Origin of the sequence: Paenibacillus sp. PvR133, from assembly GCF_017833155.1 — a bacterium.
Classification (GTDB): Bacteria; Bacillota; Bacilli; order Paenibacillales; family Paenibacillaceae; genus Paenibacillus; species Paenibacillus polymyxa_B.
Genome location: NZ_JAFIBS010000001.1, coordinates 3,167,826 through 3,185,195, shown reverse-complemented (window position 1 = coordinate 3,185,195; position 17,370 = coordinate 3,167,826). Strand labels below are relative to the sequence as shown.

17 protein-coding genes are annotated in these 17,370 nt (G+C 43.1%); 2 read left to right on the top strand and 15 right to left on the bottom strand.

The features are described 5' to 3' along the window. Nucleotides 1-295: 295 nt before the first annotated feature. From JOE49_RS14065 to JOE49_RS14045, 5 genes are all read right to left on the bottom strand, one after another. Nucleotides 296-556 (bottom strand): bacteriocin immunity protein, encoded by a 261-nt coding sequence (locus JOE49_RS14065; RefSeq protein ID WP_023987968.1) that lies wholly within the window; start codon nucleotides 554-556, stop codon nucleotides 296-298. Nucleotides 557-708: 152 nt separating this feature from the next. Further along, the gene (htpG, locus tag JOE49_RS14060) at nucleotides 709-2,589 is read right to left on the bottom strand and encodes a molecular chaperone HtpG (protein ID WP_209941596.1); all 1,881 of its coding nucleotides are present in this window, start codon (nucleotides 2,587-2,589) and stop codon (nucleotides 709-711) included. Nucleotides 2,590-2,769: 180 nt separating this feature from the next. Then, complete coding sequence (locus JOE49_RS14055; RefSeq protein ID WP_053325132.1) at nucleotides 2,770-3,393, bottom strand: SMI1/KNR4 family protein; 624 nt, start codon at nucleotides 3,391-3,393, stop codon at nucleotides 2,770-2,772. 155 nt (nucleotides 3,394-3,548) lie between these two features. Continuing rightward, complete coding sequence (locus JOE49_RS14050) at nucleotides 3,549-4,862, bottom strand: PQQ-binding-like beta-propeller repeat protein (RefSeq protein ID WP_209941594.1); 1,314 nt, start codon at nucleotides 4,860-4,862, stop codon at nucleotides 3,549-3,551. Nucleotides 4,863-4,916: 54 nt separating this feature from the next. After that, nucleotides 4,917-5,387 (bottom strand): DUF7716 domain-containing protein, encoded by a 471-nt coding sequence (locus JOE49_RS14045; protein ID WP_053325130.1) that lies wholly within the window; start codon nucleotides 5,385-5,387, stop codon nucleotides 4,917-4,919. A 132-nt stretch (nucleotides 5,388-5,519) separates the two neighbouring features. On the opposite strand from JOE49_RS14045, the gene JOE49_RS14040 reads away from it, so the two are divergent. After that, nucleotides 5,520-6,650 carry a phosphodiester glycosidase family protein gene (locus tag JOE49_RS14040; protein WP_209941592.1) on the top strand — a complete coding sequence of 377 codons (1,131 nt, stop codon included), beginning with the start codon at nucleotides 5,520-5,522 and terminating at the stop codon, nucleotides 6,648-6,650. A 133-nt stretch (nucleotides 6,651-6,783) separates the two neighbouring features. Here the strand turns inward: JOE49_RS14040 and JOE49_RS14035 are convergent, their stop codons facing one another. Then, a complete protein-coding gene (locus JOE49_RS14035; protein WP_348635855.1) occupies nucleotides 6,784-7,275 on the bottom strand; it encodes a DUF6386 family protein in 492 nt (163 codons plus the stop codon). 178 nt (nucleotides 7,276-7,453) lie between these two features. Further along, on the bottom strand, nucleotides 7,454-7,552 hold the full coding sequence (locus tag JOE49_RS14030) for a hypothetical protein (protein WP_014599622.1): 99 nt from the start codon (nucleotides 7,550-7,552) through the stop codon (nucleotides 7,454-7,456). 723 nt (nucleotides 7,553-8,275) lie between these two features. Here JOE49_RS14030 and JOE49_RS14025 point away from each other — a divergent pair. Beyond that, on the top strand, nucleotides 8,276-8,614 hold the full coding sequence (locus tag JOE49_RS14025) for a helix-turn-helix domain-containing protein (protein ID WP_209941590.1): 339 nt from the start codon (nucleotides 8,276-8,278) through the stop codon (nucleotides 8,612-8,614). Between the two features lie 204 nt (nucleotides 8,615-8,818). On the opposite strand, the gene JOE49_RS26910 is transcribed toward JOE49_RS14025, so the two are convergent. The 8 genes from JOE49_RS26910 to JOE49_RS13985 form a co-directional block, all read right to left on the bottom strand. After that, entirely contained in the window at nucleotides 8,819-9,304 is a 486-nt protein-coding gene (locus JOE49_RS26910; RefSeq protein ID WP_209941588.1) for a DUF1036 domain-containing protein, read from the bottom strand. A gap of 299 nt (nucleotides 9,305-9,603) precedes the next feature. Next, nucleotides 9,604-10,743, bottom strand: coding sequence for a 5-methyltetrahydropteroyltriglutamate--homocysteine S-methyltransferase (locus JOE49_RS14015; RefSeq protein WP_023987955.1), 1,140 nt, complete (start codon nucleotides 10,741-10,743; stop codon nucleotides 9,604-9,606). 123 nt (nucleotides 10,744-10,866) lie between these two features. Next, a complete protein-coding gene (locus JOE49_RS14010) occupies nucleotides 10,867-11,769 on the bottom strand; it encodes a LysR family transcriptional regulator (RefSeq protein WP_209941586.1) in 903 nt (300 codons plus the stop codon). A 179-nt stretch (nucleotides 11,770-11,948) separates the two neighbouring features. Then, nucleotides 11,949-13,358: a glycoside hydrolase family 1 protein gene (locus tag JOE49_RS14005; protein ID WP_104495870.1), complete on the bottom strand. Its 1,410-nt coding sequence runs from the start codon at nucleotides 13,356-13,358 to the stop codon at nucleotides 11,949-11,951. A gap of 73 nt (nucleotides 13,359-13,431) precedes the next feature. Beyond that, complete coding sequence (locus JOE49_RS14000) at nucleotides 13,432-15,312, bottom strand: beta-glucoside-specific PTS transporter subunit IIABC (protein ID WP_209941584.1); 1,881 nt, start codon at nucleotides 15,310-15,312, stop codon at nucleotides 13,432-13,434. Nucleotides 15,313-15,496: 184 nt separating this feature from the next. After that, entirely contained in the window at nucleotides 15,497-16,354 is an 858-nt protein-coding gene (licT, locus tag JOE49_RS13995) for a BglG family transcription antiterminator LicT (protein WP_209941582.1), read from the bottom strand. Between the two features lie 245 nt (nucleotides 16,355-16,599). Further along, the gene (locus tag JOE49_RS13990) at nucleotides 16,600-16,935 is read right to left on the bottom strand and encodes a carboxymuconolactone decarboxylase family protein (protein WP_209941581.1); all 336 of its coding nucleotides are present in this window, start codon (nucleotides 16,933-16,935) and stop codon (nucleotides 16,600-16,602) included. Further along, nucleotides 16,932-17,318, bottom strand: coding sequence for a tautomerase family protein (locus tag JOE49_RS13985; protein ID WP_209941579.1), 387 nt, complete (start codon nucleotides 17,316-17,318; stop codon nucleotides 16,932-16,934). Before JOE49_RS13985 ends, JOE49_RS13990 begins: the two co-directional genes overlap by 4 nt. Nucleotides 17,319-17,370: the final 52 nt, after the last annotated feature.

The following is a 17,370-nucleotide window of genomic DNA, read 5'->3' as shown; positions in this document are numbered from 1 at the left end:
CATACGCTAATCGCTAATCATTCTTGCAAACAAAATGATTATAAAGACATCCCACCAAATAATCAAGAAAAACGACAATTTGCTGTATCAAAATTCACAGGAGCATGTCACAAAAACTTTACAAATCCCAAAATTAGGCATAAAAACTTCGTAAAGTGAGCAGAAAACAAACATTACCCCATACATACCAGGGAAGTCAGCACGCATTTAACGGAAGTTTTTTTGAATATAATGCTCATAGCCCTAAAGAGTTAATATTATCTTATTTCTAAACAAAAGACCACCCCTCCGCATCCTATGAAGAAGATTCATGTGGGGGTAAAATTATGGGCTGATAACGTAATGCCTCATCTACGATCTCTGCCGCACTCAAATCACGATCATCCCAGTAGATCAAATTACTGATCCCCGGATGGGGCGTATTTTGCATCACTATGGTCAGCATGCTGTCGATTTCCTCTTCTGTTCCCTCATCTCTGATGATTTTTTCCACCAACTGTATAAGCTCACTTCGGTTTAAATTTTGGAGTTCCTCGCTGGCTCGATCCAGACTCATGTAATCGCCCTCCTTTGTATTGAGTATGATCGGCATTGTGTGGCCCATCCTTTTTCTGTAAGCGCTATATGACCTATTATGGAGCTTTAAGAAGCGTTTATGATAAATAAAGCCGCCCCCAGTATGGGAACGGCTCTATACAGTAAAGCTTTTTAAACCATGATTTTGCAAATATCATTCGTGAATTCAACCGGATCTTGCAGCGGCAAGCCTTCGATCAGCAAAGCCTGATTATACAGTAATGCCGTATAGAGGTTTACTTTCTCCTTATCCTCGGCAAAAGCTTCTTTCAAAGAGTTGAACACCGCATGGTTTATGTTGATTTCCAGCACTTTATTCGCTTTGACATCGGCGTTATTAGGCATAGCGTTCAAGATTTTCTCCATCTCAATCGTCACTTCGCCGTCTGCGGACAGACATACCGGATGTGTCTTCAAGCGCTTGGAGGCTTTAACACTGGATACCTTGCCTTCCAGCAAGCCCTTCATGTACTCGAACAGCTCTTTGTTGTCGTTTTGTTCTGCTTCTGTTTCTTTCTCGTTTTCGTCAGGCTCAATGCCCAGATCGCCGCTCGATACAGATTTGAATTCTTTCTCTTTGTAGCTTAAGAGCATTTTAATAGAAAACTCATCAATATCATCGGTGAAGTACAGAATTTCGTAGCCTTTATCGGCCACCATTTCGGTTTGCGGCAGTTTTTCAATACGCTCGTTGGACTCGCCGGAAGCATAATAAATATACTTCTGATCCTCTGGCATACGTGATACGTATTCGTCCAAAGTAACCTGCTTTTTCTCTGTAGAAGAGTAGAACATGAGCAGATCCTGGAGAGTTTCTTTATGTCTTCCGTAATCGTTGTAGACACCAAATTTCAATTGTCTGCCAAATGATTTGTAGAATTGATCATATTTCTCCCGGTCATTTTTGAGCAAGGTCAGCAATTGGCCTTTGATTTTGCTTTCGATATTTTTGGCAATCAGCTTCAGCTGACGGTCATGCTGCAGCATTTCTCTGGAAATGTTGAGTGACAGGCTTTCGGAGTCAACCATACCTTTGACAAAGCTAAAATAATCCGGCAGCAGGTCAGGAGATTTTTCCATAATCAGCACACCGTTGGCATACAACTCCAGCCCTTTTTCATATTCCTTGGAGTAGAAATCAAACGGGATATTTTCAGGAATAAACAGAATAGCTTGGTACACTACCGCGCCATCCGCGCTGACGTGGATATGCTGGAGCGGCTTGTCGTAGCCATAGCGTTTTTCCGCATAGAAATTTTGATAATCCTCGTCGGTCAGCTCGCTTTTGTTTTTTCTCCAGATAGGAACCATGCTGTTGATACGCTGTTCTTCTTCGTAATCCTCGAACTCGTTGTCGCTTCCCTCTTTCAGACGCTTGCCTGTAATATCCATTTTAATCGGATAGCGGATAAAGTCGGAGTATTTTTTAATCAGTGCTTTTAAACGATACTCGTCCAAATATTCGTCGTAGGACTCATCTTCGGTGTTTGCCTTGATTTTCAGAACAATCTCGGTTCCAACCTCGTCCTTCTCAGCTGCTTCAATGGTATACCCGTCTGCACCTGTGGATTCCCATTTATAAGCAGTATCACTTCCCAAAGCCTTGGTAGTCACTGTAACCACATCGGCTACCATAAAAGCTGAATAGAAGCCGACGCCGAATTGACCGATGATGTCATGACCATCCTTGGATTCATTTTCATTTTTGAATGCCAGCGAGCCGCTCTTAGCAATAACACCCAGGTTATTTTCTAGTTCTTCCTTGGTCATACCAATCCCGGTATCATGCAGGGTTAGCGTTCTGTTATCCTTATCGGCAGTTACTTTGATATAATAATTTTCTTTGTCAAAGACCAGTTGATCATCCGTCAATGCTTTGTAATAAATTTTGTCAATCGCATCACTTGCATTGGAGATCAGCTCTCTTAGGAAAATTTCCTTTTGCGTGTAAATCGAGTTAATCATCATTTCTAGCAGACGCTTGGACTCAGCCTGAAACTGTTTTTTCTCCATTCGGATATCTCCTTTCAGATATGAACCTATGTAAGGCCAGCAGATATGAGCTATGCAAACGATTCAACTTTGTTAGCACTCCCATCATTCGAGTGCTAGCCTACCTTTTTTATAACATTCCTCATTTTTTATGTCAATATCTCGGTTGGCTGAGCAGTAAAATTACATTTTAGGAAATCGCTAGTGTCTAATGTGCTTAAACATCACGTTAAACATTTCGACAGAAGATGGAAACAGCCCCTGTACATGGGGAAGCAGATTACTCCTGATCCGCAGCTCATCCTCATTCAAATGCTGTAGGTCTTCATGAAAGAACCAAACAATAGGATAATCGCCGTCCTTATGTCTGCTGCCTGCATTTAAACAAACGGGACCCTGGTCGTCCTCTGCTATTGCAAAAGGAATGTAGCCTGCTGATAGCAGAGGTGACCATTGATCGAGCAAATCATAAAATGCCTTTAAGCCCTGACCTACAGGCAGACGTGGAAACTCAACAAACGTACAATCGCTCCAGTATACTCCCGGAATGGATTCATTATCGAATTGTAAAGATACATAATGGTAGGACATGATAAAACTCCTCAGCAGGGGCGGTAGCTCAAAATGGTATTTTTCCTCCATCTCCCGAACTTCCTGTTCAGTAATCTGCGAAGGGAGAGGCTTCCATTTGATCCATCCCTCCTCGTCGACATTCCCATCACGCATTTCAATCGGTACATTTTCTTCCACATCCATAAAAAAGGCTTCATCCATTTGAGCAAATAGTTCCTTCATGGATGTACGAATATCCGCTTTCTTGTCCATGTCCTCACACCTCTTTCCTCTCTATTCACATTTTGCATCATGGGTTAATGCCAAATGCCATCTATCTGAAAATAGCATTGTAATCATGTGTTACTACACTTTTTAAGTTCAGCTTATCAGAACTTGCTTTTATCACCATTTGCGGAATATTAGTATTACCAGCGCAATGGCTCATAGTTCCGCCAGATCACCCAACGCGCTGTCTCGTGAATTCGCGCGGTGCCAATGCTATATTCGTCCTTCGTGCCGCTCTGCAAATCAATCAAATGAAGCATACCGCCATACGTTCCAACCGCCAACATACCTTCATCAGGTGTAACTGCCAGCCCGGATATCGTACTGCCGACAAAATAGCGCCAAAGTTCACGACCCTCCCTGTCAATCAGACGGAGATAACCGTAGGCATCACCCAAAATAGATCCTTGTGTCAGCGCTGTTGCGGCGTATACTCGCATTTCTTCATTCATCATCGGCCATTTTTCCTTATTCTGAGCAAGACCCTGCTCCACCTCAGCAATCGACACTTGAATGGTGGCACCGTTGTAGAAATGACAGGCATTGTACCAGACGTCCAGATCATCTTTGGAAAATAGAGCATAATGCGGATAACTAGAACTTGGCTCCAATGTATGCACCGTCTTATCGGACAGATCCATAAGCATATGCTCACTCATCTGGCTGCCGTAAGCGATCCAGCGTCCATCCCTCGACACAGCTCCATGAGCCATATCCACAATCGTATCTTCCAGCTCTAGTTCTCTTCGTTCAGACGCCTTAGGATGGATCAAATCCACCTGATCACCAGCCAGCAAATAAACGCCGTAACCACAAACCAGCAGAAGTCGCTGTCCATCGCCAAACGGAATCACTTCATCTAATATATCCTCAGGATGCTCCTCATCTCCCAAGCACTCCAGATCAGGAATGGATGCTTTTAAGCGTCCTTGTATATCCTTCCACTGAAAATGTGCTGTCTCTTCTCCTTGCAGATTTCGGTCCGGTTGACGAACAATACGAATCCCCTGTCCATCCACCAACGCAAAATAAGTCCCGTCCGGCGAACAGCCTACTCGATGCAGTCCGGGGATTTGCAAGATTCCATCTTTTCCCGTCACATAGATCGTCCCACGTTCCCGAGGATTGCCCGCATGTACAATGATTTCATTGCCTCCATTCACAAAAGCTATCGGCCTAACGGCTTGCAAAGCCTCCTCGAACGCTGGTGTAAGCGGCCAAGACGCGGCTGGAATTTCTCGACGTAACTGCTCCATTTCACCAGCCTGATTTGCCTCCTGAATCATACGAAAAATATCTTTAGCCATCTTGGGGCGTTCGTCCTGCTTTGGCTCTGATTGCTCCTGCTGCCATTCACTTTCCATGCCGACTCTGATAAATTCATTCACATCTGCGGCATACCTTTTTCCTTCCTGTCGCCACTTTGCTGCCATTTCATGATTCAACCAACTCATTTGCTTCCCCCATCCAGTGTATGTATGCCCTGTTTGTTCTACAGGCTTTGTTCATTATGTAAGGTGGTTTCTCACCTTTGTCAGCACAGACCACAGGTCTGTCACTGCCTTCACCTCTTCATAGTCCAGATAGGCATCTCGTTTGTCATAGTATTTTACCGCCATAATCACCATCTGAAGCGTCACTGGCTGTCCAGCAGCCTTAAGGACTTCTACAATACTTTCGAAGGTCGCCAACTCAAACCAGGTTTGAACCTGACGATCCGGCACCCACTTGGGAATATACTCGTCCTGTTCGTTGGTTACGGCTGTACCCTCCTCTGCACATTCCTCTAGCCAATGCTCATCCCAATAATAAATCGGTGTGTAAACAGGGTCCTGATCCCATTGATCCACATTCACATATAACCAGTTATTATGCAGTTGCCCCACGCTACGCACCAATTCCTGTAATCCTTCAAATACACGATAAGACGGGCGCTCTCTGCGACGGTAATCCTCAAGTCTTGTCTCATACCTGCTCATCTCCAACCTCCCGCTTCCTATATCAGCTAAACACTCAAAATTCGCATAACATACATTTACAACTTATAAAACCCGATATAATTACAAGCACCTCGTAAAGTGTCAAGACTACATAAGGAGATTGATCTATTCATGAAAAGAATCACCGCACTTGTTATCCTGTCCTTGCTATTACTTGTATCCCCGATCTACGCTGCTGCCCCAGCACCTATGCTGGTCTATGTGGACCAGAGTAACCACTCCTTCATCCCGCTTCGTCTCCTGAACAGCTATGAAGGGATCACACTCAACATGACGGCAGCGGACAAAAAAATAGAAATTGCGCAAGGCAATACTCGGATTACCCTATTTGCCGGAAAATCTACTGCCAAAGTAAACGATCAAACGGTCCGTTTGCAAAATGCTCCTTTTACCGATAATGGTTCGACCTATGTCCCCTTGCAGTTCATCAGCCAATATTTAAACCTGCAAATCTCATGGCAAAAGGAAACCTCAGCTGTACGCATTAAACAGGGTACAACGTCCGTCACGCTTCCGGTACTTACTGGTAAGCTACCCGGAAATACTACACCCATTACGACGGCTCATAAAAGCTTCAAGGTCGGATCTCGTACCTTTTCCGCTAAGGTGGTCACCATCTCTATGCTCCATCCCAAGGTAAGCCTGGATGTGGCTCTGGCAGGCGATACCATTGGTAAAGCGGAAGACTTAAGCAGTCTCGCCAAACGTAATCAAGCGGTTGTAGCCATAAATGGTACATTCTTTGACGCCTATACCAAAAGCTCCTACAAAACGCCTTACGGCTACCTAGTCAGTCACGGACAGATGTTGAAAAAAAGCTCCGGTGACCAACGGACGGTCTTCACCTACGATGCGAACCATTTAGCTGAACTGGTGTCAGGTTCTGCCTTTGAACAAAGATTAAGCCAAGGTAACATCGAAGGTGCCCTGCAAGCTGGGCCTCGTCTGGTCACGAACGGACAGGTTTCCCTAAATGTCAAAGCCGAAGGCTTCAAGGATCCGAAAATATTAACAGGCGGCGGCGCCCGCAGCGCACTCGGAATGAGTCGGGATCATAAGCTGATCCTCCTGACCACAAGCGGAGCGACTATACCGCAGCTCGCCCAAATGATGAAGCAGGCCGGCGCTTATCAGGCCATGAATCTGGACGGCGGTGCTTCCAGCGGGCTGTATTACAACGGCTCCTATCTCACCACACCCGGGCGCCAAATCAGCAATGCCATTATTGTAAAGTATCAATAGACGGATAAAGGGCTGTCTTCACGGATGTGTATGCCGTGGGGATAGCCCTTTATCCATTTTCCCCGGTTCCGGTTGTTCCTGCTTCCACCTGTTCAGGTGGCTTGTATGGGCCGTTACGGGTTGATCCTGCAACCTACAATCGAATCAGACCCGTAAAGCTATTGGTGCCTTCGCTTCCTTTTTTTAAAGAAAGATAAATACGGTTGTCTTCTTTGCTCGCCAAGCATTCATAAAGTCCGGGTTGCACAGAAAGGAACGTCCCTCCCCATACACATTCAGGCTCCAGTCCACCACTTGTGGCTTCCTCCCCTGCTCCAATAAATAGGTTGCCTGAGGGAACCTTCAAAAACAGTCGTACAGCAGGCTTGTCAATATGATCTGTCATCACAACCTCATAGGTCCCGTCGGCTCCCAGATTCAAAAAAGCTACATTTCCTTTGTTCAACTCGCCCAGCTCGTCCTCTTCAATGGACCACCAATCCGGATCATCGTCCAAACGATGCTTAAGAGCTTGCGTATCAAATAGGCAAAGAGTCGCCGTATCTGTTGTAAATTGAAATAGACTGCTTGCCGTATTCATCATGTGATCCTCCTGATTTTGGTCAGCCAATTTCTGTTTTCCCACGTCTTACGCTATCCTTATTGCCATATACTTGAGGGAAAATCTCCCTGTATGTAAAGTATAACAATGCTTGCAGGGCCAGACAACATGTTGGGCTAACACCCATTCTGCATAAAAAAGCCCTCCCTCACGATGTCGTGAAAGAAGACTGATTTGTGGATTTAAGCGATCTAACCTGCTGTTAGATCAGAAAAGACTTAGTAATAATCACCAACAAAATGAACAATACCAAAATCGCTCCCGTGGATGTCCATGCTCCACCGTAACCTACTTCACCCATGTCTGAATCCCTCCTTGCGTTAAAGCTTACTCTTATCGTATGAAGAAAAGCGGATAACGACAGGGCGAATCGGCAAGTTTATTTGCCAAGGAAGGGCTATTCAGAAAATGGACTGATACGTCTCGGATGGATCGCTAATCACTCGGGATGACAACTGGCAGAGAATGTCGTCCGTTCTTCGCAGTAACCTGCTCACATCCTTGTGCTTCATCTTTTGAAGGAGAGAGCTTTCTAGCTGAGATGAAAGAAATTGAGTGGTGCCTATAAATACGACAACATCCAATCCCGGGTTGGTTTCGGTATGTAATAAGTGCAGCAGGTCAGTCATAGACAGGAATCCGGGAGGGAAAAGGCTGTTGTTTTCTTTCATATATAGAGCTTGTAACATGGAGGTTAACGTCCAGTCACATAGGATTATGCAGCATTGGAGTTGATTGTGCTTGTACAGGATTTGGGCTAGTTTCATGTGGTATTGAGATAGATTGTGGAAATCGGTTATTGATTTATGTAGGTGTTGTGAGGGTTTGGATGGTTGGGTGGGACTTGAAATAAAGGTAGAAGGAGCTTCTTTCATATCTATTCCTCCAGAGAATTTCAATATTAGTCTTATTATACTCTAAAATAATACTTATAGATATAATTTATACTAAATATACGATTCTTAATCTCATGTTTACCCAAGAAAATCTTGTCTACACTTTTTAGTATAAAGGGGTGTAGATCATGCAGGACAAAGAAGTACTAAAGCTAGTTGGGGCTAGAATAAGAGTGTTACGCAAAGAAAAAGGCCTCTCACAAGAAGCTCTTGGGGAAAAAGGTGGCTTTCATTTTACATACATTGGACAGATCGAACGTGGAGAAAAGAATGTTTCTTTGATAAATGTAGCTAAGATCGCAAAAGCTCTAGAAGTAAACTTAATTCAGTTATTTTCATATGTAAGCGAGGACCCTAAAATTGAGGAATCTGATGAAGATATTATAGAAATTATTACGATGCTCAAAAAGTCGAGTCCAGAGAAAGTACGTTTGGCGAGGAATGTGATAAGGGAAATTACAAATTAAAAGGATTTTTTTGCAAAAATAAAGGAGCCACCTTTAGTTAATAAGGCAGTTCCTATTGCACTATTGTTTTACGTAAGTTCAATACCCTATCGAAAATTAAAATAACATATATATATCCACTATTAACTTAATTTCAAGTTTCTTATATAAAAGCGCGAACTGAATCGAATACGAAATTACAAAGGATTCCCCGCGACTATGAAATTATTGGCTTCTAGGTAGTTTCTTGCGGTCATTCAATTTAGATTTTCTTTTTACCCTTTTTGTGGGCAATACCATACGAACATTTTTTAGCTTCGTTTTTCTTTGAGCACTATTTGTAATAAGGTTGACTGTAAAATTCACGAAACCGCGTTGGATGTTAAGTGTTTTAAAACCAACTCTCCTGCAATTATTACATAAATTCCCATTAATATTCCAGATCCAACATCCACTGAAATTATAATTAGGAACATTTATCGGGAAACTACCTGACCACACAAGATTTCTTGATACGCTCTCAGCGTAATAATAAATTGTTCTATCCCCTACGTTGCCAGTAACAACTTCCCTCGTTTGACCGGGCGCCAAACGGTACCAGGTAGACAATATACCCGTTTGTCCCACAAAGACAAATCCACACCTACTCGCATGATAGAAGATAGCTACTTGTATGGTAGAATTAGTGCTGTTTCGAAAATAAAGACTCATTTTTTTGTCACTCCCTCTTAATGCCATTCTACAATCCATTGTATGCAAGAGTTGTAAATAGGAAGTGGACAAACATAAAAGAGTCTTAGCCTTTTTTAGGATATTCAGAAATTATACTTTTTTAGATTTTCCCGCCATCTGTTTAGCGAAACCATATGACCATATTGTTTATGTTATGGAATTCAATCAAAAGAATACTCCCACCTAATCTTGTAAATATTAAAAAACACGTCAATATATGACGTGTTTTTTAATAAAATATCTTTAACTAATAGAACCTTTTAATTACCCTATAACCCTTACTTCCAAATCTCGTCCGCAATCTCTTTAATGAAAGCAAGCTTTTTCCACTGCTGCTCTTCTGTCAGAATATTGCCCTCTTCTGTCGAAGCAAAGCCGCATTGTGGGCTGAGGCAGATGTGGTTGATGTCGACGAATTGAGTCGCTTCCTTAATGCGGTTAATGACCGTCTGCTTGTCTTCCAGTTCACCCGTTTTGGAGGAAACGAGGCCCAGTACAACCTGCTTTTGGTCTTTCAGATGCTTAAGCGGTGTGAAATCACCTGCACGGTCGGTATCGAATTCGAGGTAGTAGCCGTCGATGTTGTCGATGCCGAACAGAGTTTCGGCTACAGGCTCATAGCCGCCAGAGGATGCCCAGGTGGAATGGTAGTTACCACGGCATACGTGGGTCGTAACGACCAAATCGGCTGGGAGATCATTCACCGTTTCCTGATTCACACGGGCAAACAGCTTTTTGGTATCTTCCACATTCTCACCCGCATGCTGTCTAGCTTCCCAATAGTTTTTATCACAGAGCATACCCCATGTGCAATCATCCAGTTGCAAACTGCGGCAGCCCTCATTGTACAACGCTTGAATCACGGATTTGTAAGCTTTGGCGATATCCGTCACCAGCTCATCCAGATTGCTGTAATACGTATCGGTTGTTTCTTTATTCTCTCCGCGCAACAGCTCGGCCAGGAATTGCGCAGGTGCCGGGATCGTTTGGCGCGCGATGGCATCCTCACCTGCTACTTGCTTCAGGAATTTGAAATCTTCAATGAAAGGATGACGGGAATGTCCGATTTTACCAGACAAGCGTGCGGTTTCCGCTCTTGTTTCCACACCCTGGAATTGGTAGCCGTTCGAAAGCTGTACCTTTTCCACGCCGTCCAGACCCCACATAAAATCAAGATGCCACCAGGAGCGTCTGAATTCACCGTCTGTCACGGCTTGAAGTCCTACCGATTTTTGCTTTTCCACTAGCTTGATAATTTCGTTATCTTCAATCTTTCTCAGCTCGTCCGCAGAGATTTCATTATTTTGAAATTGAATTCTGGCGTCTTTAATCGCTTGCGGGCGCAAAAAGCTGCCGACCATATCATGTCTAAAAGGGGTCACTTTACGTTGGGATGCATTGTCAAGGATGCTGCTCATTAGGGTTATCTCCTTTTTCGCTTCTGTAGTGAAGTTCTTGTAAGAAAGATAACATACATTTTCAGTTATAAGGTAACTCCAATAAACTATAGCTAGTTATAGCCTAAGGCTATATCCAACCTTTTATTCCCCTATCGCCTCATGCAGCGCTTCTACATAGACGGTAGCCAGCTTGGAGAGCGCAGCGTTTTTATGGCAAATCCATCCCACATTAATAGACTCATCACATTCCAGAGGGACGGAAATAATGTCGTTACCGTTCAGATCCGCACTGATCACCCCGGTAGAAATCGTATAGCCGTTCAAGCCAATGAGCAAATTAAAAAGGGTCGCCCGGTCATGGACACGAATGCTTTTGGGATGTGACAACGTACTGAGAATCTCCTCGGAAAAGTGAAAGGAATTGTACTCCCCTTGCTCAAAGGACAAATACGGATACGGATGAAGCTGATCAATGGTCACGATAGACTGTCGGGATAGCGGATTATTGGCACTGATAAAAATATGCGGCTTGGCCGTAAACAGGCTATTGAATTGCAAATTCGCATCTTTTAACAGCTTGTTAATGACCTTGGCATTAAATTCGTTCAGATACAGGATTCCGATCTCACTGCGCAGGCTTTTGACATCCTGTATGATTTCATGGGTTTTGGTCTCCCGCAAAGCCAGTTCATACTCATCTTGACCATATTGATTTACCAGATTTACGAATGCATTTACAGCAAAAGCGTAATGCTGCGCGGACACAGCAAAATGCTGTGGTGAAGGCTTGGCATCCAGATAGCGACTTTCCAGTAACTCCGCCTGCTCAACGACCTGGCGTGCATAACCGAGGAATTCCACGCCTTCCTTGGACAAAGAAATCCCCTTATTGGTACGCTCAAAAATGGTGATATGAATTTCTTCCTCCAGATCACGAATCGCGTTCGACAGACTGGGCTGGGAAATGAACAACCGCTTCGCCGCCTCATTCATGGAGCCACGATTGGCAACCTCAATGACATATTTTAATTGTTGTAAGGTCAATGCATGATGTCCTTTCCGTTTGTGTTTCTTCTATTATATAATACATAATCACACTTCTGGAAAAGGGATAATTGTTGCTTAAATGAAATCAGCCTCTCCCCCTAAGGTTTAAAAAATATAAACACCTCCCTAAATGGAAATCTTCCATTCAGGGAGGTGCTCTAGTTATGATACTTTAATTAACGAATTTCACCGTTTGTGGAGATCAACTTTTGATACCAATAGAAGCTTTGTTTACGAATACGACGCAGATCCTTGAGATCAAACTCCTCACGATCCACATAGATAAACCCGTAACGCTTGCTGGAGCCCTGATGGGTACTAACAAGATCAATCGCAGACCACGGACAGAAGCCGAATACTTCTACACCGTCTGTAATAGCCAGTTGAATCTGCTCGATATGTTTCTTGAAAAAGTCAATGCGGTAAGGATCATTCACTACATCCCCTTCTTCAAGCTTGTCAAAAGCGCCCAAGCCGTTCTCTGTCACGATTAAAGGCAAATGGTAGCGAGAATAAATTTGGCGTAATGTGGTTCTAAAACCGACCGGATCAATCTCCCAGCCAAACTCCGTCGTTTGCAGGTTGGGGTTGACGGAACCTCGATATGCTCCGGGTTCACCCACAATTTCATGCTGATCTCCTGTATGTGAAAAATCATTTCCGTCATCTAAACTTTCTCCTACGGTTTGAGAGGTATAATAGTTAAATGCGATAAAGTCCGGGTTCCCCTTCGCTAAAATGTCCATATCCCCTTCTTCAATGACAGGCTCATAGCCTTTCTCGACCAAATAGCTCCACGCAATGTGATTGTAACGGCCAAATACAGCCATATCCAGATAGAGCCAGTTGCGAATCGCTGCATAGTTATCAGCCGCCAGTGTATCCTCTGGCTTGGAACTGGCTGGATAGATAACCCCGATATTCGGCGCTGGTCCAATTTTCGCGTCAGGTAGCATTTCATGGCACAATACCATTGCTTTCGCTTGCGCGACTAACATATGATGATTTTGTTGATACAGTACCTTTTGTGGATTTTCCAGACTTGTATCTAATGTGCCAATAGAACCGGGATGGAGAATCAGCATGTTCTGCTCATTAATGGTTAACCAATATTTCACCCTGTCTCCAAAGTTCTCAAACAATGTTTTGGCATACTGTTCGAAGGCATCAATCGTCTCCCTCTTCGACCAACCGCCTTGTTGTTCAAGAGCATAAGGCAGATCAAAATGATACATAGTAACAATCGGTTCAATCCCGTATTTGATTAGTTCGTCAATTAATGAGCTGTAAAACGCGATTCCCTTCTGATTAACTTCACCTGCGCCCTGGGGATAAATACGTGTCCAAGCAATAGAGAAACGATATGCTTTAAAGCCCATTTCAGCCATCAGAGCTACGTCTTCTTTGAACATATGGTAATGATCACTGGTTACCTTAAAATCAGTGACCCCTTCGACATGATTAGCCATGTCAATGACAGAAGGTCCTTTTCCATCTTCGTCCCATGCACCCTCTACTTGATAAGCGGAAGTGGAAGCTCCCCAGAAAAAATTTTCAGGAAATGCCTTCAATTGATTATGTTTCATGATCTAGTCCCTCCAGTTATAGTTATATCCTTCTGATGTTCGCAATTCGTGTATGTGATGATGCTTGCCAGTATCACACAACCAAAGTTAACAATACTTCATTTTTTTGAATCTGCTCCTGATTTGTCTCAAATACGTCCACTTTATGTTGCGTAAGTGTGACGATGACAGGCGTCACGATTTCGTATCCTGCTTCAATAATCTGCTCCCTGTCAAATTGGATTAACAAATCGCCCTGTTTCACGCTGTCGCCCTCTTTAACCACTGGATTAAAATGCTTCCCTTTCAGCGCAACGGTGTTAATTCCGATATGAATTAATATCTCTGTACCTGCACTGGAAGTCAATCCTATGGCATGTCCTGTGGGGAACAGCGAGGTTACGACTCCATCTATTGGCGCTACAACCTCGCCGACAGACGGTTCAATGGCTAACCCTTTTCCCATGGCCCCTGTAGAAAATGCAGAATCATTCACTTGACTCAGTGGTGTGGTCCTGCCTGTGATCGGGCTGTAGATTGTTTCTTTCTTGATATCAACGGCCTTGGTTGCTGTAACAACAGGCTCTGGTTCTGCTGTTTTCACGGATTCAACTGTTTCTGGGGCCTCCCCCTTTACCTTGCTTTCATATCCAAAAATAAGGATCAGCATCGTTGCAGCTATAAATGAACATGCAATGGCGATAACATAAATTAAGGTTGGCGTATATACTGGAATTGCAAAAATGTTGTGAAAAACATAAGCCGTCATTTTCACTCCAAAATGTCCATTGATAGCTCCGCCTAGAGCGCCTGCGATAATGACAATCGGAATGACACGTTTATAACGAAGCACCAGACCATACACAATCGGCTCTGTCACACCAGCCAGCAATCCTGTAATACTCGTGGAACCGGCAAGAGTTCTAAGTGTTTTATCTTTTCTCGCCTTCAGGAAGATACCAAATGCGACACCAATTTGAGCAAATACAGCTGCTGCAGCCATCGCTTCAATCGGATCACCACCAACACCGATATTTTGAATCGTAATGGGTGTAAAACCCCAGTGAAGTCCGAAGACGACCATAAAGGTCATAAAACCGCCAAGAACAATCCCTGACAAAATTCCACTTACACCGATTAACCATGTCACACCTGAAGAAATCCAATCTCCTACCCCTGTCCCGAAAGGTCCGAAAGCCATCGCAGATAGCGGAACCATAATCATTAAAGCCAGCATCGGAACTAAAAATAGTTGTAAATCCTTAAGAAGGATCTTCTTCAAAAACTTATCCACCAACGCATATATGCTAATGGATATGAAAATCGGGAAAACACTGGCGGAGTAGTTCATCATGACCACCGGTATTCCTAAAAACGATACATCAGATCCTTTGTCCATCAGCCCCGTAAAGTTGGGTTCCATGAGAGCCGCACCGATCACACCAGCTACATAAGGATTCGCCTTCAACTTTATACCAAGCGTGATCCCAAGCAAAATCGGCAAAAAGTAAAACACAGCATTCCCTGCAGCAGACAGGATCATATAAGTATCACTTGTTGCAGACATCCATCCCAGCAAGGTCAAAACCGTCAGGAGTGCTTTTATCATTCCCGAGCCCGCCATCGCCGGAATCAAAGGGGAGAAACTGCCCGAAATGACTTCAAAGATTGTGGATATGACCGATGTTTTTTTACCACTGGATTCACTGGCTGTAGAGGAATTCGATCCAAAATCCCTGTTTTTCATAATCTCCGCATATACATAGGCAACATGGCTGCCAATAACAACTTGAAATTGTCCTCCGCTTTCAACAACTGTAATGATCCCCTCGTGCTTCTCAAGCGCTTCCCTTTCGGCTTTTCGTGAATCCTTCAGGTCAAATCGGAGTCGTGTAGCACAATGGACAAGCCCATTGATATTTTCTTCTCCTCCAACGAGACGTACGATGTCCTCGCCCATTTTCTTATGGTCCATGTTCATTCTCCTCTTGGGCAGATTGCCTGAAAACAAAAAAATACCTAAATGAAAGGCCTGTATGATCAAAGAAAATGATCACTGCCATTCATTTAGGTATCGCCTGCTTAACCAGTAACAATCCTTATATTTAAGTTGTGAGCCTACTATAAATCACTTAGAAATCGTTTGCAAGCTTTTTTTTCTAAGAACTAGCTATATCATTTCTGGAGGTTACACGCTGTATATGAATCGTCAAATACACTTTTTCGTCAATCGACATAGCACTTTCATGCTTTAATTCCAAATATTGATTGATTAATTGGGTGCATTGAAAAGCCCTCTCGTATTTATCTTTGACTTGGTCATACAAGAAATTATCCCCCGAAGCTAGTTGTTCTTGTTCATTGCTCAGCAATCGTTGGGCAAAGTACTGCAAATGAGTAATAAACCGGGAATAATTGAACGAAGTTTCATCCAGTGTAATCTGATAGTAATCGGTTACAATGTTGAAAATGTCATCAATAACCTCGGTAATCTCAACCGTTTGTTTCATTCCCTGACCGTCTTGTCTTGCATTTACAAAATGCATAGCAATAAAGCTGGCTTCATGCTCATCCATTTGGATGCCAAATTGAGCATGGATGATATCCAATGCATTCATTCCAATCATAAATTCTTTTTTGTAAAATTTTTTAATTTGCCATAACAGTGAATTTTTAAGTCCCACGGATTTTCTGTATCGCGAGATAGCAAATTGAATATGATCAATCAGAGAAATATAGATATTATCACTAAAAATATCTCCCATTTCCCTTTTCGCGCTGCCTACAATTTCATCCGCCACCTTTAAATACTCTACAGATGTTTCTCCAATGAGATCAATTAATTTTTGTGGAATTTTATCAGACTTTAATACAAAGGTTTTTTCTATTTTTTCCTCATCAACCCTCTGACCATTTTTCTTTTTAAAGCCCAGACCATTCCCGATGACAACAAATTCATGACCCACTTGATTTTCGGCCCGGATGACATTGTTGTTAAATATTTGCCGGATGATCATTTATCTGCTCACCTCATTGATGTAATGACAAAGTTTGTAATAACAAAAAAAAACCAAATAACGACTAAATCAATTAGTCATTATTTGGGTATCGCCTGCTTACCAGTAACAATCCCGAAGGGCACTTCACCCCTCATTCAATTACCCTTACTATACCGCTTTCAATACAGAATAACAACACAAACATGCCTAAAAACCGCTAAACACTCGGAATTCCTTGCGCTTAGCAGTTTTTAGGTTCACGCTTAACTCTCTTTCCCTTTGCAAAACACCTCTTTGGCAACCTGAATAGCTGAGGCTGCCCGGGGCCATCCTACATAAAAGGCAAGCTGTGTAATGACCTCAACCAGTTCTTCCTCTGAAATTCCGTTCTCCTTGGCCAGTTTCAGATGATAAGGAAGTTGATTTACATGCTCACACGCTACCAGAGCGGCAACTGTAATGAGACTCCGTTCTCTGAGAGATAGCTCACTTCTTCTCCATACATCTCCAAAAAGAACATCCTCCGTATAACCTACAAAAGCGGGAGCAAAATCACCGATGGTTTCCCGAACACTCGATCTGATCAATTTATGCTTCATACAATCATCTGGGCAAGTCCGTTGCCAAAGGACCAATCCTCTAATTCAGTCTCTACCAGTGTCACAAATACATCCTCCGGTCTAACCTTACATTCAATAGATAAGAGTTCCGCTAACTTTTGGTAGAAACTATTTTTTTGTTCCGTAGTTCTACCCGATCCCATTGTAATTTGGATGTACAGCAGCTTGTCTGTTCTGGATACATTCAAATAATCGGGACTATAATAAAACTCGCTTTGCTTATGAGCATGAAAAACCTGAAAGTAATCTTTTTCCGGAACCTGAAAATGTTCGATCAAAGCGTTCATGATACAGCGGCTAATCCAAGGCAGCTCTTGCTCTGTGTATTGCTGCTCCATGTATCCAACTCGTACAAATGGCATGCTCATCTCTCCTATCCGTTGGGATAAGATAATTGTACTCCCCTTACTTTCA